The organism is Methylobacterium sp. J-043, assembly GCF_022829505.1.
Taxonomy (GTDB): Bacteria; Pseudomonadota; Alphaproteobacteria; order Rhizobiales; family Beijerinckiaceae; genus Methylobacterium; species Methylobacterium extorquens_A.
Window position 1 is genome coordinate 20268 of sequence record NZ_JAKSYB010000079.1, and the last position, 20662, is coordinate 40929.

General features: G+C 69.6%; 17 protein-coding genes. 7 read left to right on the forward strand and 10 right to left on the reverse strand.

Going from position 1 to position 20662, the window contains the following annotated elements; genetic code table 11:
- The first annotated feature begins 151 nt into the window (after positions 1–151).
- The gene (locus MKK50_RS24490) at positions 152–769 is read left to right on the forward strand and encodes a PepSY domain-containing protein (RefSeq protein ID WP_253370014.1); all 618 of its coding nucleotides are present in this window, start codon (positions 152–154) and stop codon (positions 767–769) included.
- Between the two features lie 446 nt (positions 770–1215).
- On the opposite strand, the gene MKK50_RS24495 is transcribed toward MKK50_RS24490, so the two are convergent.
- Complete coding sequence (locus MKK50_RS24495; RefSeq protein ID WP_253370015.1) at positions 1216–1491, reverse strand: hypothetical protein; 276 nt, start codon at positions 1489–1491, stop codon at positions 1216–1218.
- Between the two features lie 412 nt (positions 1492–1903).
- Between MKK50_RS24495 and MKK50_RS24500 the strand changes: the two genes are divergently transcribed.
- Genes MKK50_RS24500 through MKK50_RS24510 form a run of 3 tightly spaced genes read left to right on the forward strand, consistent with a single transcriptional unit; the run spans position 1904 to position 5344 of the window.
- Positions 1904–3028: a metallophosphoesterase family protein gene (locus MKK50_RS24500; RefSeq protein WP_499025797.1), complete on the forward strand. Its 1125-nt coding sequence runs from the start codon at positions 1904–1906 to the stop codon at positions 3026–3028.
- A gap of 48 nt (positions 3029–3076) precedes the next feature.
- Positions 3077–4345 carry an arsenic transporter gene (locus MKK50_RS24505; RefSeq protein WP_253370019.1) on the forward strand — a complete coding sequence of 423 codons (1269 nt, stop codon included), beginning with the start codon at positions 3077–3079 and terminating at the stop codon, positions 4343–4345.
- Positions 4346–4402: 57 nt separating this feature from the next.
- Positions 4403–5344 (forward strand): DMT family transporter, encoded by a 942-nt coding sequence (locus MKK50_RS24510; protein WP_253370020.1) that lies wholly within the window; start codon positions 4403–4405, stop codon positions 5342–5344.
- Between the two features lie 83 nt (positions 5345–5427).
- On the opposite strand, the gene MKK50_RS24515 is transcribed toward MKK50_RS24510, so the two are convergent.
- From MKK50_RS24515 to MKK50_RS24530, 4 genes are all read right to left on the reverse strand, one after another.
- A complete protein-coding gene (locus MKK50_RS24515) occupies positions 5428–6156 on the reverse strand; it encodes an amino acid ABC transporter ATP-binding protein (protein ID WP_499025842.1) in 729 nt (242 codons plus the stop codon).
- Positions 6157–6230: 74 nt separating this feature from the next.
- Positions 6231–6923, reverse strand: a complete 693-nt coding sequence (locus tag MKK50_RS24520) for an amino acid ABC transporter permease (protein WP_499025799.1) — start codon at positions 6921–6923, stop codon at positions 6231–6233.
- Positions 6923–7645: an amino acid ABC transporter permease gene (locus MKK50_RS24525; protein WP_499025801.1), complete on the reverse strand. Its 723-nt coding sequence runs from the start codon at positions 7643–7645 to the stop codon at positions 6923–6925. The genes MKK50_RS24520 and MKK50_RS24525 overlap by 1 nt, the downstream gene beginning before the upstream one ends.
- A gap of 49 nt (positions 7646–7694) precedes the next feature.
- Positions 7695–8618, reverse strand: a complete 924-nt coding sequence (locus MKK50_RS24530) for an amino acid ABC transporter substrate-binding protein (RefSeq protein WP_499025802.1) — start codon at positions 8616–8618, stop codon at positions 7695–7697.
- 454 nt (positions 8619–9072) lie between these two features.
- Here MKK50_RS24530 and MKK50_RS24535 point away from each other — a divergent pair, with 454 nt between their 5' ends.
- Together MKK50_RS24535 and MKK50_RS24540 are read left to right on the forward strand one after the other, a co-directional pair.
- Entirely contained in the window at positions 9073–10614 is a 1542-nt protein-coding gene (locus MKK50_RS24535) for an alginate export family protein (protein ID WP_499025803.1), read from the forward strand.
- A gap of 177 nt (positions 10615–10791) precedes the next feature.
- The gene (locus MKK50_RS24540; RefSeq protein WP_499025804.1) at positions 10792–12519 is read left to right on the forward strand and encodes an aspartate ammonia-lyase; all 1728 of its coding nucleotides are present in this window, start codon (positions 10792–10794) and stop codon (positions 12517–12519) included.
- Between the two features lie 7 nt (positions 12520–12526).
- On the opposite strand, the gene MKK50_RS24545 is transcribed toward MKK50_RS24540, so the two are convergent.
- The 5 genes from MKK50_RS24545 to MKK50_RS24565 all read right to left on the reverse strand — a co-directional run bounded on the left by MKK50_RS24545 (position 12527) and on the right by MKK50_RS24565 (position 18179).
- On the reverse strand, positions 12527–13588 hold the full coding sequence (locus tag MKK50_RS24545; RefSeq protein WP_499025805.1) for an SDR family oxidoreductase: 1062 nt from the start codon (positions 13586–13588) through the stop codon (positions 12527–12529).
- A gap of 105 nt (positions 13589–13693) precedes the next feature.
- Positions 13694–15010, reverse strand: coding sequence for a dicarboxylate/amino acid:cation symporter (locus tag MKK50_RS24550; RefSeq protein WP_499025806.1), 1317 nt, complete (start codon positions 15008–15010; stop codon positions 13694–13696).
- Positions 15011–15134: 124 nt separating this feature from the next.
- The gene (locus tag MKK50_RS24555; RefSeq protein WP_253370035.1) at positions 15135–16526 is read right to left on the reverse strand and encodes a GntP family permease; all 1392 of its coding nucleotides are present in this window, start codon (positions 16524–16526) and stop codon (positions 15135–15137) included.
- A gap of 79 nt (positions 16527–16605) precedes the next feature.
- Positions 16606–17097, reverse strand: a complete 492-nt coding sequence (locus MKK50_RS24560) for a GNAT family N-acetyltransferase (protein WP_253370037.1) — start codon at positions 17095–17097, stop codon at positions 16606–16608.
- A gap of 236 nt (positions 17098–17333) precedes the next feature.
- Positions 17334–18179 carry a DUF3750 domain-containing protein gene (locus MKK50_RS24565; RefSeq protein ID WP_499025808.1) on the reverse strand — a complete coding sequence of 282 codons (846 nt, stop codon included), beginning with the start codon at positions 18177–18179 and terminating at the stop codon, positions 17334–17336.
- A gap of 286 nt (positions 18180–18465) precedes the next feature.
- On the opposite strand from MKK50_RS24565, the gene MKK50_RS24570 reads away from it, so the two are divergent.
- On the forward strand, positions 18466–20643 hold the full coding sequence (locus MKK50_RS24570) for a TonB-dependent receptor (RefSeq protein ID WP_499025844.1): 2178 nt from the start codon (positions 18466–18468) through the stop codon (positions 20641–20643).
- Positions 20644–20662: the final 19 nt, after the last annotated feature.

Below are 20662 nucleotides of genomic sequence, written 5' to 3' on the forward strand. Positions count from 1 at the left end.
TCGCGACGACGCGCGATCGGCGGCGCGCACCAGCACGTCTCGAACGTCGTGATGCGCTGCAACCAAGCGGCGGCTCGGACCGTTCTGTGGGTCCGCAACAAGCCCGAGCGCCCCAGGCGCCGCCAACGCAAGAAACGGAAAACCCCGCCACATGAAGACGAACGCCCTGCGCCTCACCGCCGCCACCGGCCTGCTGGCCCTGATGACCGGCCTTGCCGCGGCCCAGAACCCCGACCTGACCAAGAACCCGGAGAACACCGGCCGCGCCCCGACCGCCACGGAGGCCACCAAGTCCAACAGCGACCTCAAGGAGTGGCAGGTCGCCAAGTCGGCCAAGGTCGGCCTCGCGCAGGCCATCGCCACCGCCGAGGGCAAGGCCGAGGGCGACGAGAAGGGCGGCAAGGCGATCGACGCCGACTTCGAGAAGGCCGACAGCAAGAACCCGGCGCACTATTCGATCAAGGTCGTCTACCCGAGCGGCAAGCTCGTCGAGCACGGCGTCAACGCCGACACGGGCGAACTCTACAAGTCCGAGAACCAGCCGTTCGAGCGCTACTTCACCCGTCTGAAGGTGGGCGATTTCCAGAACGCCAAGGTCTCGCTCAAGGACGCGATCGCGCTCGCCGAGAAGAAGGCGCCGGGCGGCAAGGCCTACGAGGCCGAGGTCGAGCGGGAGGGCAATGCGGTCGAGTACGAGATCAAGCTGGCCCTCACCGACCGCGAGCAGGAGGTTAAGGTCGGCCCGGACGGCACGGTGAAGAACGACTGATCCCGCTTAAATGCCGCCTTCCTCCGAGGGAAGGCGGTCGAGCGGAGACCGCCAAGGACCGTCCGGGAACCGCATGGAACCCGGACGGTCCGCCGCCGACGCACCAACTCGGGAGGGGCGGCGCAGGGATCGCTTCGGGGGAGCATCCCGAGCCCCCGTCGCTGGAACGGCGGCCGGAAATCGTCTTCAAAGGTGACGCGGAAGGCGCTGCCGTCACGCCTCAACCGAACGTGACCGGCCGAGCCGAGCCCCTTCAGCGTCCGGGACGCGATTCAGGCCTCTTGTTCTTGCATTGTCCCGAAAGCCAGTGACCACCGTTTCGGGACAGCGCTCCCCGCTCCCGTTCGAGTGCCGTCCGACGAAGCGGAAACCGGTTCGTCGAAAGACTGCGCGTCAAAACGAGGATCGAGAGATGACGGCCTGATGCAATCAGGTCGGATACGGCTCTAACGGGCGTCGTGGCCCTTGCCGCTGGCGCCGGGCGAGGAGCCGGAGCCGGCATCGTTGGCGCCCGTGCTGTTGGTCGTACCGGACCGGCTCTTGTCGCCCGAGGTGGGGCCGCTACCGGCCGCGCCGGGCGAAGCGCCGGAACCAGCATCGTTGGCGCCCGTGCTGTTGGCCGTGCCGGAGCGGCTGGTCCCGGAGGCTCCCGAGCCCTCGGCGGCGAAGGCGGCGGGCGTGATCAGGAGGGTGCTCGCGAGAGCGAGGGTCAGAGCCTTCATGGCGTGTCTCCCTATTGCTGATGGGATTGGGCCTTCGGAGAACCGACGCCCCGGGACGCTGTTCCCCCCGCCCCCTCTCACACGAAGCATCGACGGATCGCGGCTCGGAACCACACCCCGCCAGAGCCGTCCCGACAGCACGCATCCCGACCCCACCCACATCCCTTCTCAGATAATCGCGCCGTTGTGATGGATTAAGACGGAACCGTGGGGCCCAAAACAGCTTGAGCGGCGGCTGCCCCTGTGGGCGGCATGTCCTGCAGCCAGTTTTGCTGCGGGGGTTTTGCCGCGCCGAGGGCGTCATCACCGGGGCATCCCCGATGATGCCGTCATCCAGACAGGCACCTCCCGAAGTATGCAGCCTGTCCCCGTCCCGCGATCCAATCCGCAACCCCCGTGGAGGAGGCCGACGATGAGCACCCGCGACGATCTCCTCGTCTTCGCCCATGTCGGCGACCTGCATCTGACGGATCCGCAGGCCGAGAACGCCCGCGACTATCGGGCCGTGATCGCCCAACTCGGCGAGGTCGGCGGCCTCGATTTCGTATTCCTGCCCGGCGACAACGCCGACAACGGCCGGCCGGAGCAGTACGCCCTCGTCCGAGCCGGAATCGACAGCCTGCGGCTGCCGGTTCACGTCATCCCCGGCGACCACGACATGGAAGGCGGCAGCCTCGATGCCTTCTATGCCGGCCTCGGCGTGCCGCGCCTTCCCTACGCCGTCACGGTCTCGGGCACGCGCTGCCTGTTCCTCGATATCTGCGGCGCCGGCTCCGGAGGTCCCGACTTCCGGCTCGGGCCGGAGCAGGTTTCCTGGCTCGATCGGGAACTGGCCGAGGCCGAGGCGAGCGGCCAGGACTGCGCGCTGTTCATGCACAGCTACCCGGCCGACCTGAAGGCCGAGGGCGAAGCGGTCCGCGTCGCCGACCTCGTTCACCGCGGGCCGGTCCGCCTCGTGGAGATGGGCCATACCCACTACAACGAACTCGCCAACGACGGCCGCACCGTCTACGCGGCCTGCCGCTCCACCGGCCAGATCGAGGAAGGCCCGGTTGGCTACGCCATCGTCGCCCTCGACCGCGGCGGGGTCGCATGGCGCTTCAAGGAACTCGATCGGTCCTGGCCGTTCGTGCTCATCACCGCCCCCGGCGACCGGCGGCTGGCGTTCGACGCACCCCGTGCCGACGACCGTCGCGCCGGGCCCAACCCGGAGATCCGGGCCCTCGTCCTCGGATCGGCCGCCGTCACTCGGTGCGAATACAGCATCGACGGCGGCCCCTGGCACCCGATGCGGGCCGACGGCGGCGGTCGCTATCGCGCGCGCCTCGACGGACCGCCCGGCGCAGGGCGGATCGCGGTGCGGGCGCAGGATGCCGATGGCGGCACGGACGAGGATGCGGTCGAGCCGGCCGGCCCGCGCGCACCGCTCCCGGTCTCGAAGGGGATCGGCAGCGACGCGGACGCCGTCGGGGCTTGGCCGGAGAAGGGCCTGTTCGGGACCCAGCTCGGCCCGAACCGGAACGGGAGGTCATGGTGACCCGCGGCCCGACCTCGTAACCCTCACCGAGAAGGATTCCCGACGCCGATGGGCGCGCTCACCCTGACCCCGAACGTCGCGACCTGGGGTATCGCCGCGCTGGCGACACTCGGCGTGATCCTGCGCCCGTTCTCCTGGCCGGAGGCGATCTGGGCAGTGGCCGGCGCGGTGCTCCTCGTCGTCCTCGGCCTGATCCCCTGGCAGACCGCCCTGGAAGGCGCGGCCAAGGGCACCGATGTCTACCTCTTCCTCGTCGGGATGATGCTGCTCTCCGAGATCGCCCGGAAGCAGGGCCTGTTCGATTGGCTCGCCGCCCACGCGGTGCGGGCCGCGAAGGGATCGGCGACGCGGCTGTTTTTGCTCATCTACGTCGTCGGGACGGTGGTCACGGTCTTCCTCTCGAACGATGCCTGCGCGGTGGTGCTCACGCCCGCCGTCTTCGCCGCGACGCGGGCCGCCGGGGTGAAGCAGCCCCTGCCCTACCTGTTCATCTGCGCCTTCATCGCCAACGCGGCGAGCTTCGTGCTGCCGATCTCGAACCCGGCCAACCTCGTCGTCTTCGCCGAGCACATGCCGCCGCTCGGCCGCTGGCTGGCGACCTTCGCCCTACCCTCCCTCCTCGCCATCCTCGCGACCTACATCGTCCTGCGCCTGACCCAGAACGCGCGGCTGAAGGCCGAGACGGTCGCAACCGACGTCGCGATCCCGAAGCTCGGGCTCGGCGGCACGATCGCGGCCGGGGGCATCGTCGCCACCGGCGCGGCCCTGATCGGCGCCTCGGCCGCCGGGATCGAACTCGGCCTGCCGACCTTCATCGCCGGGCTCGCCACCACCCTCGTCGTGCTCGCGATCAACCGGGGCGGGCTGGTCGCGGTCGCCCGGGATGTCTCCTGGGGCGTGCTGCCGCTGGTCGCCGGGCTCTTCGTCCTCGTCGAGTCCCTGGAGAAGACCGGCCTGCTCGCGCGGCTCGCCGACCTCCTGGCCCACGCCGCGCAGGGCGATCCCGCCGCGACCGCCTGGGCCGGCGGCGCGCTCGTCGCGTTCGGATCGAACCTCGTGAACAACCTGCCGGCGGGTCTCCTGGCGGGTGCCGCGGTGCAGGCCGCCCATGTGCCGGAGACGGTGGCGGGGGCGATCCTGATCGGTGTCGATCTCGGGCCGAACCTCTCGGTCACGGGCTCGCTCGCCACGATCCTCTGGCTCACCGCGATCCGCCGCGAGGGCGAGAACGTCTCCGCCTGGGCGTTCCTGAAGCTCGGCGCCCTCGTCATGCCGCCGGCGCTGGCGCTAGCCCTCGCGGCCCTGATTCTTGCCTGATCCCCGCCTGATCCCACCCCCTGTCCCACTTCCTCGCCAATCCGGAGGCCGACCCGCGTGAGTGCCGCCCTGCTCTATCCCTTCATCATCGTGGCGGGCGCGCTCCAAGCGCTCGGCAACTCCATGAACGCGCAGTTGCGCGGGCACCTCGTCAACCCGTTCCTTGCCGCGGCAATCTCCTTCCTGCCGATCGTCTTCGTCTTCGCGACGCTGTTCCTCGTGATGCCGACGCCGCTGCCGAGCCTCGACACGCTCGCCGCGATGCCATGGTACGCGCCGCTCGGCGGCGTGGCCGGCGCGGTGGCGGTGTTCGGCGGCCTCGCCTTCGTCGACAAGGTCGGCGCCGGCCCCTTCAACGGACTGACGCTGACGGCCAACATCCTGACCTCGCTGGCGATGGATTCGCTGGGCCTGTTCGGGCTGCAAGGCGGCGGGTTCAAGCTGATGCCCTGGCTCGGCGGCCTGCTCATGGCCGTCGGCGTGACGTTCATCGCCCGCGTCACACCCGACAAAGGCGGGGCGGACGGCGAGACCAAGGACACCGGCCACGGCCTCAACCCGCGGCTGCTCTATCCCTTCATCGTCGTCGCGGGGGCGCTCCAGGCGATCGGCGTCGTGTGGAATGCGCAGCTGCGCGGAGCCCTGATCAACCCGTGGCTCGCGGCCCTGGTCTCGTTCCTGCCGGTGGTGTTCGTCTTCGTGCTGGTCTTCCTGCTGCGGCCCAAGCCCCTGCCGCAGCGCGCCGACATCGAGGGGGTGCGCTGGTGGATGCCGCTGGCCGGCCTCACCGGTGCGGTCGCCGTGTTCGCCGGCCTGCTCTTCGTCGACAAGGTCGGCGCGGGCGCCTTCAACGGCCTCCTGATCACCGCCAACCTGCTGACCTCGGTGGCGCTGGACCATTTCGGCTGGGTCGGCATGAAGCGGGTGCGGGCCGGCGCGTCGCGGCTGGGCGGGGCCGCCCTGATGGTGGCCGGCATCGTCCTCATCTCGCTGTTCTGACAACCGAGACCGGTGCAGCCGCACGCGTCGCCACCCGACGGCCGGACCGCCTCACGGGCGGAGCCGGCGTCGGCCTGTCGGCGTCAATGCGCGAGGATCCTCGACAGAAACTGCTGAGCGCGCTCGCTGCGGGGTCGGTCGAAGAAGGCGTCCTTCACCACGTCCTCGACGATCTCGCCGCGATCCATGAACACCACCCGGTCGGCCACCTTGCGGGCGAAGCCCATCTCGTGGGTCACGACCATCATGGTCATGCCGTCGCGGGCCAGTTCCACCATCACGTCGAGCACCTCGCCGACCATCTCCGGATCGAGCGCCGAGGTCGGCTCGTCGAACAGCATCACCACCGGGTCCATGGCGAGCGCGCGGGCGATCGCCACCCGCTGCTGCTGCCCGCCCGAGAGCTGGCCCGGATGTTTTTGCGCATGCGCCGAGAGCCCGACGCGGGCCAGCAGGTCGAGGCCGCGCTGGGTCGCCTCTGCCTTTGAGCGCCCGAGCACCTTGCGCGGGGCGAGCGTGAGGTTGTCGATGACGCTGAGATGCGGAAACAGCTCGAAATGCTGGAACACCATGCCGACCCGCGCGCGCAGCCGCGGCAGGTTGGTGGCCCTGTCCCGCACCCGCGTGCCGTCGACGGTGATCTGCCCCTCCTGGAACGGCTCCAGGGCGTTGACGCATTTCAAGAGCGTCGACTTGCCCGAGCCCGAGGGGCCGCACACCACCACCACGTCGCCGCGCGTCACCGCGGTCGAGCAGCCGGACAGGACGCGGACCTCGCCGTACCACTTCGACACCGCCTCGATGGCGATCATCGGCCCGCCCGCGGCGGGCGGCGGCGGCGATGTCAGCGGCACGGTCATCGGCCCACCCTCATCTTGATTATTCCTCACCGCACGATCGCCGTGCGGGCCTGGAGCCGGCGCACCAGCAGCGAGGCCGCGAAGCAGACGGCGAAGTAGACCAGCGCGGCGAACAGGTACATCTCCACGAGCCGCCCGTCGCGCTGCGCGACCTTGGAGGCGGCGCCGAGGAAATCGGTGAGCGAGAGCACGTAGACGAGCGAGGTGTCCTGAAAGAGCACGATCGTCTGCGTCAGCAGCAGCGGCACCATGTTGCGGAACGCCTGCGGCAGCACTACGAACCGCATGACGTGCGCGTAGCTCATGCCGAGCGCCCGGGCCGCCGCGCTCTGGCCCTTGGGAATCGACTGGATGCCGGCCCGCACGATCTCGGAGAAGTAGGCCGCCTCGAACAGGGTGAAGGTGACGAGCGCGCTGGCAAACGCCCCGACCCGGATCGGCGTGTCCGCGCCGATCGCCCAGGCGCCGAGATAGGGCACGAGGAAGTAGAACCAGAAGATCACCAGCACGAGCGGCAGGGACCGCATCAGCTCGACATAGAGCTTGGCCGTATGCGTCAGACCCGGCACGCCCGAGAGCCGCAGCAGCGCCAGCCCGGTGCCGAGCACGATGCCGCCGCCCGCCGCGAGCGCGGTGAGCGTCAGCGTGAACACCATGCCCTCGCCGAACAGGTAGGGCAGCGAATCGGCGACGACGGCAAGGTCGAGACCGGCCAGCATCAGCGCCCGCCCGGCACGGCCACGCGCCGCTCCAGCAGGGTCGCGCCCGCGATCACCACGAGGTTGAGGGCCACATAGAGCAGGGTCGCTGCGGTGAAGGCCTCGAACACCTGGAACGAGAATTCCTGCATCGAGCGGGCCCGCGCCGTGAGTTCGAGCAGGCCGATGGTGAGCGCGACCGAGGTGTTCTTGAGGTTGTTCAGGAATTCCGAGGTGAGCGGCGGCAGGATGATCCGGTAGGCGTTGGGCAGGAGCACGGCGCCGTAGGTCTGAGCCCAGGTGAGGCCGAGCGCGAGGCCCGCCTGCGCCTGCCCCCGCGGCAGGGCGCGGATGCCCGCCCGCACCTGCTCGGCCACCCGCGCGGCGGTGAAGAAGCCGAGGCAGAGAACCGCCGTGATGAACGGCGCGTCCGGGATCTGCTTGACGGCCGAGCCGAGACGCGCGGGCAGGAGTTCCGGCAGCACGAAGTACCACAGGAACATCTGCACCAGGAGCGGCACGTTGCGGAACCCTTCGACATAGGCCGCGCCGATGGCGTTGGCGGTGCGCGAGGGCAGCGTGCGCATGACGCCGACCACCGAGCCGAGGCTGAAGGCGATGGCCCAGGAACAGAGGGCGGTGACAACCGTCCAGGCCAGCCCGGAGAGCAGCATGTCGGCATAGGTGCCGACGCCCTCGGGCGACGGTTCCAGGAAGATGCCCCAGTTCCAGGTGTAGTTCATCGGGCGCCCATCATTCGCAGCTCGCTCGGCCGCAGCCGCGCCGGCACGGTCAGTAGGCCGCCGGATCCGGGCTGTCGCTGGGGCTGGCCAGGACCTTCCGCATCGCCTCGCTCATCGGGAGCTTCAGGTTGATGCCCCGCGGCGGAATGGGCTGCGTGAACCACTTCTCGTAGAGCGCCTTGCCCTCCGGGCTCTTGTAGAGCGCGGCGGTGGCGGCATCGACCACGGCCTTGAAGGCCGGGTCGTCCTTGCGCAGCATGATGCCGTAGGGCTCGGGCCGCGACTGCGCCTCCGAGGAGATCGCGTAGGCGTCGGGCGTCTTCGAGCCGGCGACGAGGGCGGCGAGCAGCACGTCGTCCATCACGAAGGCGTCGGCGCGGCCGGTCTCGACCATCAGGAAAGCCTCGGCATGGTCCTTGGCCGGCAGGATCCGCATCCCGAGGCCGCGGGCGGTGTTGATCTCGTTGATCTGGCGGATGTTGGTGGTGCCCGAGGTCGAGACCACGGTGCGGCCCTTGAGGTCGTCGGTCTTGTCGAGCCCCTTCTCCCGCTTGGCGACGAAGCGCGTCGCGGTGAGGAAGTGGGTGTTGGTGAAGGCCGCCTGCCGCTGCCGGTCGGCGTTGTTGGTGGTCGAGCCGCATTCGAGGTCGATGGTCCCGTTGGCGATCAGCGGGATGCGGGTGGCGGAGGTGACGGGGTTGAGCCGCACCTCCAGCGTGTCGAGCCTCAGATGCGCTTTGACCGCATCCGCCACCTTCAGGCAGATCTCGTAGGCGTAGCCCACCGGCTTCTGATTGCCGTCGAGATAGGAGAACGGCACCGAGGCGTCGCGGTGGCCGATGGTGATGGCGCGGGCCTCCCGCACCTTCTTCAGCGTGCCGGACAAGTCATTGCCGGAAAGATCCTGCGCACGGGCCGGCGAACAGGCGGCCGCGGCGAAAGCGGTGAGCAGGAGCGCGGCCTTGAGGCGCATCGGCGGACCTTCCGAACACGGGACTTGACGCGCCGCCACCCGCGGGCGGCGGCGAACCCATAGTGGGGCCGGGACACGGGCTTGTCATCCATCCGAGCCCGCCATCAGCCTGCACGGAACGGTTGCGGCACGAAGCCCGCTCCGCGCCGCAACAGGAAAATTCGAATTTAATCCCGAGAAATCCAAGTACTTCTGACGTTCCGTTCCATCCGTTGCAGACGGGGGACAAGCGACCGACCCATGGGGCGGATTAAATCAAGAAACTCAAATCCCTGATTTTATTTTGTTTTGCGCTCCCGGCGCCGTGTGGAAAACCGGTCCCGGCCGGATCTCCGGCCCGGCGCCGCTTCGACAAAATGCATCGATCCAAAAGGCAGTTCTTGCGCTGGTATACCAGACCAAGCAATCACTAACCGCCCTCGGACGAACTCTGCGAAAGAACAGGAGCGGTGTGGTGAAGCGGTCGGTTCTCTGCGCGTCGTTACTTGCCGGCGCCTCCATTCCCCTCTTCATCGGTCCGGTGCTGGCCCAGAGCGGACCCTTTGCCGGCCCCCTGGAAACACGGCCCGTCACGGCCACGGAGGCCGCGACCGCCAAGGTGCAGGCCGGGATCGCGGCGTCCCGCAAGAAGCAGGACGGCCCCTACTTCGCGGCCATGCCGGTGAAGCCGCCGAACTTCCTCTACAAGGGGCTCGGCGAGCCGGAGAACTGGCGCATCAGCGGCTCGTTCCGGCCGCGGGTGGAGGGCATCGCCAACCAGTTCCGCCCGGTGCCGACCTTCCCCGCCAACGACATCCTGAACTCGTACCTCACCACCCTGCATGTGGAGTACGGGATCAAGGGACCTGTACGCCTCGGCGTCGAGCTGTTCGACAGCCGCGGCTATTTCCAGCAGCGCAACTCCTCCGCCTTCACCACGGAGATCAACGCTCTCGAGCCCGGCCAAGCCTATCTCAACTTCGACACGGGCGATCTCGGTGACAACGGCTCGAAGAGCAACCTCACGGTCGGCCGTTTCACCAAGAACATCGGCTCGCGCCGCCTCGTCTCGCGCCAGCAGTTCCGCAACACCATCAACGCCTATACCGGTGTGACCTTCGACTGGCAGGGCGCGAACAAGGACAAGTTCACCGCCCTGTGGTCGATGCCGCATACCCGCCTGCCGGACGACGTCAACGGCATCCTCGACAACGGCATCGAGTTCGACCGCGAGAGCCTGAACCTGCAATTGTTCGGCGCCTCCTACACCTTCGCGGGCATCTTCGGCGGCACGTTCGAACTCTACGGCTACGGCCTCTACGAGCAGGATTCGGGCACCGGCCTGCGCTCGGTCCAGACCCGCGACCGGCGCCTGTTCACCCCCGGCCTGCGGCTGGCCCGCCAGCCGCGGGTCGGCGAGTTCGACTACGATCTCGAGGGGATCTACCAGACCGGGCTAGCCCGCGAGACCGCCTCGGCCGCCGACCTGCGCGACCTCACCGTCTCGGCCTACTTCGTCCACGCCGAGGTCGGCTACACCCTCGACCACGAATGGAAGCCGCGGTTTTCGCTGCACTACGACCACGCCAGCGGCGACCGGGCCAACGACGGCAAGTTCAGCCGCTTCGACACCCTGTTCGGCGCCCGGCGCTTCGAGTACGGCCCGACCGGCCTCTACGGCCCGGTGCAGCGCGCCAACCTGATCTCGCCCGCGATCCGCGCCGAGATCACCCCGAGCCCGGTCTGGGACGCCTTCATCGCCTACCGGCCGCTCTGGCTGGAGAGCGCCACCGACACCTTCGCCGCGACCCTGATCCGCGACCGCACCGGCCGCTCCGGCACCTTCGCCGGCCACCAGATCGAGGGACGCGTGCGCTACTGGATCATCCCCGACACGATGCTCCTCGATACGGGTCTCGCCTATCTCGCCAAGGACGACTTCCTGCGCAACGCCCCCAACGCGCCCGATACCGGCGACACCTTCTACGGCTATCTCAACACGACCTTTTTCTTCTAACCCCTCACCCCGGTCCCGCGTCGTGCGTGCGAAGGCTGACGACGCGGGACTGCTGACACGTCAACCAGACTGAGAGCGGTTGACAGTCCGGCGCGCCAAGATCTGAACACAGACCCGACGGTCACCGGCCGCTGACATCGAGGATTCGGCCGGATCGACGCATCGGGGGAGACTTCCGTGGCGAAGACGGCATCCGACACCAAGGCCAAGCGCTCCGCCAAGGATGCGGCCGGCGGCCAGGGTGAGGTCAAGAAGGCCAGGGGTGCGGCCGGGAAAGCAAAGGGTGCGGCCGGGAAGCCCAGCGGTACAGGCGGTACGGGAAAGAAGGCGGCCAAGGCCGAGATGAAGGCCGCGGCCATCGCGGCGGCCGAGAAGGCCGCCCGCCCGGACGCGCGCGGGACGGCGGCAAGGGCTGCCGCGGAGACGCCACCCCAGGAGGAGGATCTCGCCGTCGCCACCGTGCGCAAGGTGGCGATGGAGGGGGCGAAGACCCGCTCGGAGCACGACCTGCTCGGGGACGGCGAGGTGCCGGTCGATGCCCTGTGGGGCATCCACACCAAGCGGGCGGTGGCGAACTTCCCGATCACCGGCGTGTCGGTGGGCCATTACCCGGACCTGGTGCGGGCGCTGGCCCTGGTGAAGCAGGCCGCGGCGCGGTCCAACCACCGGCTCGGCACCCTGCCGAAGGGGAAGGCGAAGATCATCGAGGAGGCCTGCACCCTCGTCGCGACCGATCCGGTTTACGCCGAATCCTTCGTGGTCGACGCGATCCAGGGCGGGGCCGGCACCTCGACCAACATGAACGCCAACGAGGTCATCGCCAATGTCGGCTTGCGCCTGATGGGCCGGGCGCCGGGCGACTACGCCGCTTTGCACCCCAACGACGACGTCAACATGGCCCAATCCACCAACGACGCCTACCCGACGGCGTTGCGGCTCGCGGTGATCTTCGCCACGCAACCGCTGGTGAAGGCGCTCGACGACCTCGCCTACGCCTTCAAGAGCAAGGCGGTGGAGTTCGCCGACGTGCTCAAGATGGGCCGCACCCAGCTCCAGGACGCGGTGCCGATGACGCTGGGCCAGGAGTTCGACGGCTTCCACGCCACGATCAAGGAGGACGTGGCGCGGCTGACCGAGATCGTCGGCCTGTTCCGCGAGGTGAATCTCGGGGCGACCGCGATCGGCACCGGGATCAACGCCGACCCGCGCTACGCCGCGCTGGCCGTGGAGGAGCTGTCGCGGCTCGCCGGCCAGCCGATGGTGCTGGCCTCGAACCTGATCGAGGCGACCTCGGATCTCGGCGCCTTCGTGCTGTTCTCCGGCGTCCTGAAACGCGTCGCGGTCAAGCTGTCCAAGATCTGCAACGACCTGCGCCTGCTCTCGTCCGGTCCCCGCACGGGGTTCGGTGAGATCCGGCTGCCGGCGGTGCAGGCCGGCTCCTCGATCATGCCGGGCAAGGTCAACCCGGTGATCCCTGAGGTGGTCAACCAAGTCGCCTACATGGTGATCGGCTACGACCTCACGGTGACGCTCTGCGCCGAGGGCGGCCAGCTCCAGCTCAACGCCTTCGAGCCGACCATCGGCTATTGCGTACTGAGCTCTTTGCGGATGCTGACGGCCGCCATCGACACCCTGACCAAGCGCTGCGTCGACGGCATCGAGGCCGACCGCGAGCGCTGCCGCAGCCTCGTCCAGGGCTCGATCGGCCTCGTCACGGCGCTCGCGCCGACGCTCGGCTACGAGGCCAGCTCCCGCATCGCCCGCCGCGCGCTCAAGGAGAACCGCGCGGTGGCGGATCTGGTGCTGGAGGAGGGCCTCCTCACCGAGGCCCAGCTCAACGATCTGCTCGAACTGGAAGCCATGACCCACCCGACCCGGCGCCAGAGAGCCGGGACAGTGGGGTGAGGTCCGCTCAGGGGATGACCCGCTCCGCCCGCAGCCGCGCGAACAGGTCGAAGAACGCATCGTCCGAAGGCTGGTAATCGAGAAAGCCCAGGCGACGGCTCTTGCTCATGTCGGTCACGACTTCGATCGGCCGGCCGAGATCGGCATCGGTGTGCCACGCCGAAGCCAGGCGGTTCAGGTCGGGCTCGATCAGGCCGTGGCGCTCGGCCAGTTCGGCCCAGAGCGGGGCGGCCCCCGCCATCTGCGCTTCCAGCGGGTTCCCCGCGCCGTCGAAGGGCGCGGGCGCGATGCCGAACCATTGGGCGAGCCGACCCCACATCCATTGCCAGCGGAAGACGTCGCCGTTGACGACGTTGAAGGCCTCGTTGTGCGCGGCCTCCGTCAGCGCCGCCCATTCGAGGTGGCGGGCGAGCAGCCGCGCATCGGTCACGTCGGTGAGCCCGTTCCACTGCGCCGCCGAGCCGGGGAAGCGGAAGGGTCGCCCGGTCTCGCGGCAGAGCGTGGCGTAGGCGGCCAGCGTCACGCCCATGTTCATGGCGTTGCCGAGCGCGTAGCCGACGATCGTGTGCGGGCGGTGCACGCTCCACGAGAAGTTTTGGCGCGCGGCGGCCTCGAACACCGCATCCTCCTGCGCGTAGTAGAAATTCTCGACGGGCAGGCGCGGCAGGTCCTCGCGGAACGGCGTGGGCGGCAGGCTTCCCTTCCCGTAGTCCTCGAACGGCCCGAGATAGTGCTTGAGCCCGGTCACCAGTGCCACGTGGCGCACGCTTGCCGCCGGGCGGAGCGCTTCGAGGAGGTTTGCGACCATCGCCGCGTTGACGCGGATGTTCTCGGCTTCCGTCGGCTGGCGCAGCCAGGTGGCGAGGAAGACGTTGCTGGGCCGATGCCCGTCGAGCGCGCGGGCGAGCGCCTCCGGGTCGAGCAGGTCGGCGGCGACCGGTGTGACGCCGGCGATTTCAGGTGGGCGGCGGGCGAGCCCCTCCACCGTCCAGCCCCGCGCCACGAGGTGCCGGGCGAGATTGTTGCCGACGATGCCGCCGACCCCCGCGATCAGTGCCGTTCCCGTCATACCCGACTCCGGTGCCGTCCTCGGCCCCGTCACGACCGGTGCGGTGCCTCCTGGTCGGAAACCGGCCTCGGGGCGATACGTTCGATCGCGCATCCGGCATTCCCCCTAACCGGCGGCAGCGTCCGCGCTCTCCCGGCCGTCGAGCACCCGCGCGGCACGCTCCCGGTCGAGGTCGCCCTCCCAGGCGGCGACGACGACGGTGGCGACGCAATTGCCGATCAGGTTGCCCAGCGCCCGGGCGATGCCGACGAACCAATCGACCGAGAGCACCAGCACGAGGCCGATCGCGGGAATCGAGGGGACGGCGTTCAGGGTCGCGGCCAGGATCACGATGGCCGAGCCCGGCACGCCGTGGGCGCCCTTCGAGGTGACCAGCGAGACGCCGAGCACGAGCATCAGGTCGCTGAAGGAGAGCGGCGTGTTGGTCGCCTGCGCGATGAAGACCACGGCCAGCGTCAGGTAGATCGAGAAGGCGTCGAGGTTGAAGGAGTAGCCCGTGGGCACCACGAGGCCGACGGTGGACTCCTTCACCCCGAGGTGTACGAGCTTGCGCATGATCTGCGGCAGCACCGCGTCGGACGAGCCGGTGCCGAGCACGATGGTCAACTCCTCGCGCAGGTAGGTCAGGAGCTTGACGAGGCTGAGGCCCGCAAGCCGCATCACCGTGCCGAGGATCACGAACACGAACAAAGCCACCGCGACGTAGAACAGGGCCACGAGCGAGAGGAGCTGCGCCAGCGAGCCGATGCCGTAGCGTCCGACCGTGTAGGCGACGGCGCCGAACACCCCGAGCGGGGCTACCCGCACGATCAGCCCCATGGCCTTGAACAGCACCGTGGCCAGCGCGTCGATCAGGTCCGAGACCGCCCGGGCCTTCTCGCCGCCGACCAGCGCGAGGCTCACCCCGAACAGCACGGCGAAGAACAGCACCTGCAGGACGTCGTTGCGGGCGAAGGCGTCGAAGGCGGTCCGGGGAATGATGGCCAGGAGGAAATGGGCGATGCCGCCGCCTTGCAGCTTCTGCGCGGAATCGGCGTAGCCGCCGAGGGCGCCGGCATCGAGGTTCGCGACATCGATGTTCATGCCGTGGCCCGGCCCGACGAGGTAGGCGAGCACGAGCCCGAGCACGAGGGCCACGCTCGTCATCGCCTCGAAATAGATCAGCGCCTTCACGCCGACCCGCCCGACCTTCCCGAGGTCACCCGCCCCGGCGATGCCGTGCACGACGACGCAGAACACGATCGGCGCCACGATCATCGCGATCAGCCGGAGGAAGGCGTCGCTCAGGACCTTCAGCTCCCCGGCCAAGCCGGGCGCCAGCACGCCGACGAGGATGCCGGCCAGGAGCCCGGCGATCACCTGCACGAACAGGGACTTGTGGAGCGGAGCCCGCCCGGACGGCAGGGTGGCGGTGGTGCTCATTCGGGCAGGCTCCTCCCGGTGGTTTTTCGCGCGCCCCGCTGCGCCGAACCGGCCTTTGCCTCGACGGACGATCGCTTGCGCGCAGCGTCTGTCGGCCCTTCGCGCAACGTGGGCGGGTATGGCCCTAGACCAATCCGGTCAGGTAGTAGACCCCGATCACGAAAAAGACGGCCACGGTCTTGATGATCGTGATCGCGAAGATGTCGCCGTAGGACTGGCGGTGGGTCAGCCCGGTGACGGCGAGCAGGGTGATGACGGCGCCGTTATGGGGGAGCGTGTCCATGCCGCCGCTCGCCATGGAGGCGACCCGGTGCATCACTTCGAGCGGGATGCCGGCGGCCTGCGCCGCCTCGACGAAGCGGCCCGACAGGGCGCCGAGCGCGATCGAGAGTCCGCCCGAGGCCGAGCCGGTGACGCCGGCCAGTACGTTGACCGTCACCGCCTCGTTGATCAGCGGGTTGGGGATCGCCGAGAGCGCGTCCGAGATCACCTTGAAGCCGGGGAGCGCGGCGATGACCGCGCCGAAGCCGTATTCGGTGGCGGTGTTCATGCCGGCGAGCAGCGAGCCGGCCACCGCCGCCTTCGAGCCATCGGAGAAGCGCTCCGCGAGGTTGCGGTATCCGAGGATCACGGTGGCGAGGATGCCGAGAAGCAGCGCACCCTGGACCGCCCAGATCGCCGCCACGGTCTTGACTTGGACGGTCACGGGATGGGCCGCCATCTCCGGCGTCAGTGCCGCGCTCGCCTGCTCGCCGTAAGCTGCGGTGATCCAGGCGAGCAGGAGCTTGTTGCCGATCCCGACGATGAGGAGCGGCAGGATCGCCACCGCGGGGTGGATGACGACCTTGTCCTCGACCGCCTGCGGCTCGTTGGTGTGGCCCTCGCCGTAGCCCTCGTCCCCGGCGGAGCGGCGGCGCCACTCGAGATAGGCGACGCCGACCGCGAACACGAAGAGCGCACCGATGACGCCGAGCCACGGGGCGGCGTAGGCGTCGGTCTTGAAGAAGGAGGCCGGGATGATGTTCTGGATCTGCGGGGTGCCCGGCAGGGTGTCCATGGTGAAGGTGAAGGCGCCGAGCGCGATCGTGCCGGGGATCAGGCGCTTGGGGATGTTCGAGCGGCGAAACAGCTCGGCGGCGAAGGGGTAGACCGCGAACACCGCCACGAACAGCGAGACGCCGCCATAGGTGAGGATCGCGCCCACCAGCACGATCGCGACGATCGCCCTGCCCTCGCCCAAGAGCCCGGTGACGGCGCCGACGATGGAGCGGGCGAATCCTGAGATCTCGATGAGCTTGCCGAACACGGCGCCGAGCAGGAAGACGGGAAAGTACAGCTTCAGGAAGCCGACCAGCTTCTCCATGAACAACCCGGAGAACAGAGTCGGCACGGCGGCCGGATCGGTCAGCAGCACCGCGCCCATGGCGGCGACCGGCGCGAACAGGATCACCGAGAAGCCGCGATAGGCGATCCCCATCAGGAAGAAGAGCGCCGCGAGGCAGATCAGGAAGCTCAAGGCACGGGCCCTCCCCACACCTCTCACGGTGCGCGAGGCTCAATCTGCCCCAAGCGCGGCCGTGTTCAATGGAGGCGGGTTACAGGGGGCGGTGCATCACCAGCGCATCGACCGGCCCGAGGGTGGGATGGCGGAACACGCCGGGCAGGCGGCCGACCTCCCTGAGGCCGAGGCTGGTCCAGAGTGCGACGGCGTGGGTGTTGGTGGCGACGACGAGATTGAACTGCATCGCGGAAAAGCCCAGCGACCGGGCGGTCTCGAAGGAATGCAGGCCCATGGCGCGGGCGATGCCCCGCCCCCGCGCCTCGGGATGCGTGGCGTAGGTGCCGTTGGCGATGTGGTCGCCGGGGCCGAGCTGGTTGGCGCGGACATAGTAGCTGCCCAGCACCGCGCCCGCACGTTCCGCAACGAAGACATGGTGGGCCGGGGAGAACCAGTAGGCGAGCGCCCGCTCACCGTCCCAGTCCTGCGGCAGGGCGTAGGTCTCGCCCTGCCGCAGGATCGGCTCGAGGATCGACCAGATCGCGTCGCGGTCATGGCTTTGCGCCGGGCGGAGGGAAAGGTCGGTCATCGTGTCCGTGGGGCGGTGCCGGTATCGCGGTCCGGTCCGCCGGCTCGTATCACGGATCGGGCGTCCGGCGCATCACCCCGGAGCGTACGGCCACCGGTGCCTTCACGGGCGTGAAGGGCAAGGGCAACTTCTCGGTCGCCTACAGCTCGGCGCTGGATTTCGCCAGCCAGTGGCAGGGCGACGTGACCCTGCCGCAGCAGAAGTCGTCGCGGCGTTGAGCCCGCCGCGACGCCGGCTCAGCCGGAAACGGAATCCGCAGCCGGGCGGCGCTCCGGTTCCGCCGCCGGCACCGCCTTGTCCGCGTCGCCGCCGGGGATCAGGGCGATCCGGCCCCAACCCGGCAGCTTGAGGGCCGGGCGGCGCCAGTCGAGGCCGGCCACCGCGCCGAGCAGGTTGAGCTCCAGCCCATCGACCCAGCCGATCGTGAGGCCGACATAGCCGCGCCAGGACAGGCGCAAGCCCGTGCCGCTCGGGGTGATTTCGGCGATGCGGCCCGGCGGCGTCCAGTCCTTGCCGAGCGCGGTGGGCGGCAGCGGTACGTCGTTGTCGGGGATGCGCGCGACGACATGGGCGGCGAAGGTGTTCGAGTTCGGGCCCGGCCACGCTTGATACGAGCCCTGGCTGCGGTGGGGATAGTCCGCCACCGCCGCGCGGATTTCGGGGATCGCCCGCGCCGCCGCCTCGCCGTCGAGCCCGAGTACGATCTCCGGCTCGTTGCCGAACCAGCGCCCGTCCGGCGCGTAGGCGTCGGTGCGCACCGGCCTGCCCCAGCCGACCACGTCGTAGCGGTTGTAGCGAGCAGCGCCCGCCTCCTTGACCACCACCCAACTGTGATGGGCGAAGATGCCCCGCCAGCGCCCGACCCGGGCGGCGTAGACCCGCACCATCGCCCCCGGCACGGCCGCAGCCGGCGGGAGCAGCCCGGCGCTCGACCAATCCGCCGTCGACCAGCTTTCCGCGCGTCCGCCCTTCGCGGTCCACCACAGGGCGTGGGTCGCGAGCGGAACGAGGAAGAGAAGGATGAGGAGGCCGAGGCCGAAAAGGAGGAAGCGGAGGGCGGACAGGAGCACGTCGGTGGGCATCGGGTTCCGGAAAGATCGATCCGGACAGGCGGCACCATCTCCGGGGACCCCAATGTCACGTCCAGCTCCGCGCGGCACAAGCACCTGCGACGCCCCGCGCCGGGTTACGGGGCGCGCACCGTGCAGCAGCGCACCGGATCGCCGCCTGATGCAGGCCGGTCACACCCACCCGCCCCCGCCGGGACGGCGGCAGATAAGCCTTGCAACATTGTAACATCCTCGCGATGAAACATTGTAACGTGACAAGGTTGGATCGACGGGAATGCGACGCGGACGTTCGGGACGGATGCTGTTGGCGGCGGGGGCGGTGCTGACGGGTGTCCCCGGAACCGTGCTCTCGGCGCGGGCGCAGGAGGCGGCCACGCTGGAGGAGATCAGCGTGACCTCGGTGAGCCCGATTCAGGGCCGGCCCGCCGCTCCGGCGGCTCCCTCCCCCGCCGTGCCGTTCGCCCGGGCGGCCGAGGTGTTGCCGGTGGTGACGAACACCTTCTCGCCGGTCACCGTGGTGCCGCAGGATCGGATCGCCCGCGACCAGCCGCGCACGCTCGGCGACGCGCTGGCCGACCGGCCCGGCATCTCCGCCTCGACCTACGCGCCGGGGGCGGCCTCGCGGCCGATCATCCGCGGCCTCGACAACGCCCGGGTCCGCATCCAGGAGAACGGCATCGTCAACGGCGGCGTGTCGGATCTTGGCGAGGACCACGCGGTGCCGGTCAACCCGCTCAACGCCAGCCGGATCGAGGTGATCCGGGGCCCCGCCACGCTGCGCTACGGCTCGGGCGCGATCGGCGGCGTGGTCTCGGCCGAGAACAATCAGGTGCCGACCTTCATTCCCGCCCGCGGGATCACGGGCCAGGTTACGACAGGATACACCACGGTCGACAACGGCCGGCTCGGCGCGGCCAGCGTCGATGCGGGCGCCAACGGCATCGCGGTCCACGCCGACGGGTTCGCGACCGCGACCGATTCCTATGCGATCCCCGGCGGCATCCAGCGCAACTCGGCGACCGAGACGCAAGGGGGCTCGGTCGGCATCTCGGCCATCGGCGACCGCGGCTTCCTCGGCATCTCCTACAGCCACTTCAACGCGCTCTATCAGATCCCCGGCGGCGAGGCGGAGGAGGCCCGCACCCGGCTCAACCCCAACGAGGACCGCGTGCTCGCCCGCGGCGAATATCGCCCGCTGGAAGGCCCGTTCGAGGTGCTGCGCTTCTGGGCCGGCGGCTCGGTCTACCGCCACGAGGAGATCGGCTTCGGCCACAGCCACGGGCACGACGACCACGATCACGACCATGACCACGCGCATGAGGGGCCGGCCGGCGAGGGCGTGCAGGCGATCTTCAAGAACCGCGAGGTCGAGGCGAGGGTCGAGGCGCAGCACGTGCCGGTCTTCACCGCGCTCGGCACGCTCACCGGCGCGGTCGGCGTCCAGACGAGCCGGCGGGTGCTCAACTCGCAGCTCGAAAGCTTCCTGCCGCCGACCGAGTCGCGGGTGCTGGCGGCCTACCTGTTCGAGGAACTGGCGGTCGGCGGCGGCCTCCGGTTCCAGGCCGCGGGCCGGATCGAGGGCGACCGGCTCAACAGCATCGCGACGCAGTTCCCCGGCAGCTACCTTCCGACGGACGGAGACCCGTTCAGCTACGCCCTGACGCGCCGCTTCGCCCCGAAGAGCGCCAGCATCGGCGCCCTGCAGGATCTGCCCTATGGCTTCGTGGCGAGCCTCAACGGCTCCTATGTCGAGCGTGCGCCCACCGGCCCCGAACTGTTCTCGCAGGGGCCGCACCACGCCTCGGCGACCTTCGAGATCGGCGACCCGACCCTGCGGCTGGAGCGCGCCCGCACCGCCGAGATTTCCCTCCGCCGGGCGGACGGGCCGCTGCGGCTCGACGCCACCGGCTACGTCACCCGCTACACCGGCTTCATCTTCCGGCGCGACACCGGCAACCGCTGCGACGACGATTTCGGCTCCTGCGGCTCCGGCGACGAGCTGCGCCAGATCGTCTACTCGCAGGCCAATGCCAGCTTCTACGGCGCCGAGATCGGAGCGCAGCTCGATCTTTTCCCCGTCGGCGACGGCTGGGCCGGAATCGAGGCGCAGTACGACTTCGTCCGCGCCCGGTTCGACGACGGCAGCTTCGTGCCGCGCATCCCGCCGCACCGGCTCGGCGGCGGCGCCTTCGTGCGGGCCAATGGCTGGTTCGCGCGGATCAACCTGCTCCACGCCTTCGACCACACCGAGATCGCCCCGTTCGAGACGACGACGCCGGGCTGGAACGATCTCCGCGCCGAACTCGCCTACACCCAGGCGCTCGACCCCGCGGTCTACGGCGCCACGGAGGTGACGCTCGGGCTCCAGGGCCGCAACCTGCTCGACGACGACATCCGCAACTCGGCCTCGTTCAAGAAGGACGAGATCCTGCTGCCGGGCCGCAACCTCCGCCTGTTCCTGACGGCACGGTTCTGAGGCGCCCCTCGCGCCCGAG

Coding starts and splice junctions, on each gene's coding strand:
- MKK50_RS24490 (WP_253370014.1), top strand. CDS start 152: ATGAAGACGAACGCCCTGCGCCTCACCGCCGCCACCGGCCTGCTGGCC.
- MKK50_RS24495 (WP_253370015.1), bottom strand. CDS start 1,491: ATGAAGGCTCTGACCCTCGCTCTCGCGAGCACCCTCCTGATCACGCCC.
- MKK50_RS24500 (WP_499025797.1), top strand. CDS start 1,904: ATGAGCACCCGCGACGATCTCCTCGTCTTCGCCCATGTCGGCGACCTG.
- MKK50_RS24505 (WP_253370019.1), top strand. CDS start 3,077: ATGGGCGCGCTCACCCTGACCCCGAACGTCGCGACCTGGGGTATCGCC.
- MKK50_RS24515 (WP_499025842.1), bottom strand. CDS start 6,156: ATGATCGCCATCGAGGCGGTGTCGAAGTGGTACGGCGAGGTCCGCGTC.
- MKK50_RS24520 (WP_499025799.1), bottom strand. CDS start 6,923: ATGCTGGCCGGTCTCGACCTTGCCGTCGTCGCCGATTCGCTGCCCTAC.
- MKK50_RS24525 (WP_499025801.1), bottom strand. CDS start 7,645: ATGAACTACACCTGGAACTGGGGCATCTTCCTGGAACCGTCGCCCGAG.
- MKK50_RS24530 (WP_499025802.1), bottom strand. CDS start 8,618: ATGCGCCTCAAGGCCGCGCTCCTGCTCACCGCTTTCGCCGCGGCCGCC.
- MKK50_RS24545 (WP_499025805.1), bottom strand. CDS start 13,588: ATGACGGGAACGGCACTGATCGCGGGGGTCGGCGGCATCGTCGGCAAC.
- MKK50_RS24550 (WP_499025806.1), bottom strand. CDS start 15,010: ATGAGCACCACCGCCACCCTGCCGTCCGGGCGGGCTCCGCTCCACAAG.
- MKK50_RS24560 (WP_253370037.1), bottom strand. CDS start 17,097: ATGACCGACCTTTCCCTCCGCCCGGCGCAAAGCCATGACCGCGACGCG.
- MKK50_RS24565 (WP_499025808.1), bottom strand. CDS start 18,179: ATGCCCACCGACGTGCTCCTGTCCGCCCTCCGCTTCCTCCTTTTCGGC.
- MKK50_RS24570 (WP_499025844.1), top strand. CDS start 18,466: ATGCTGTTGGCGGCGGGGGCGGTGCTGACGGGTGTCCCCGGAACCGTG.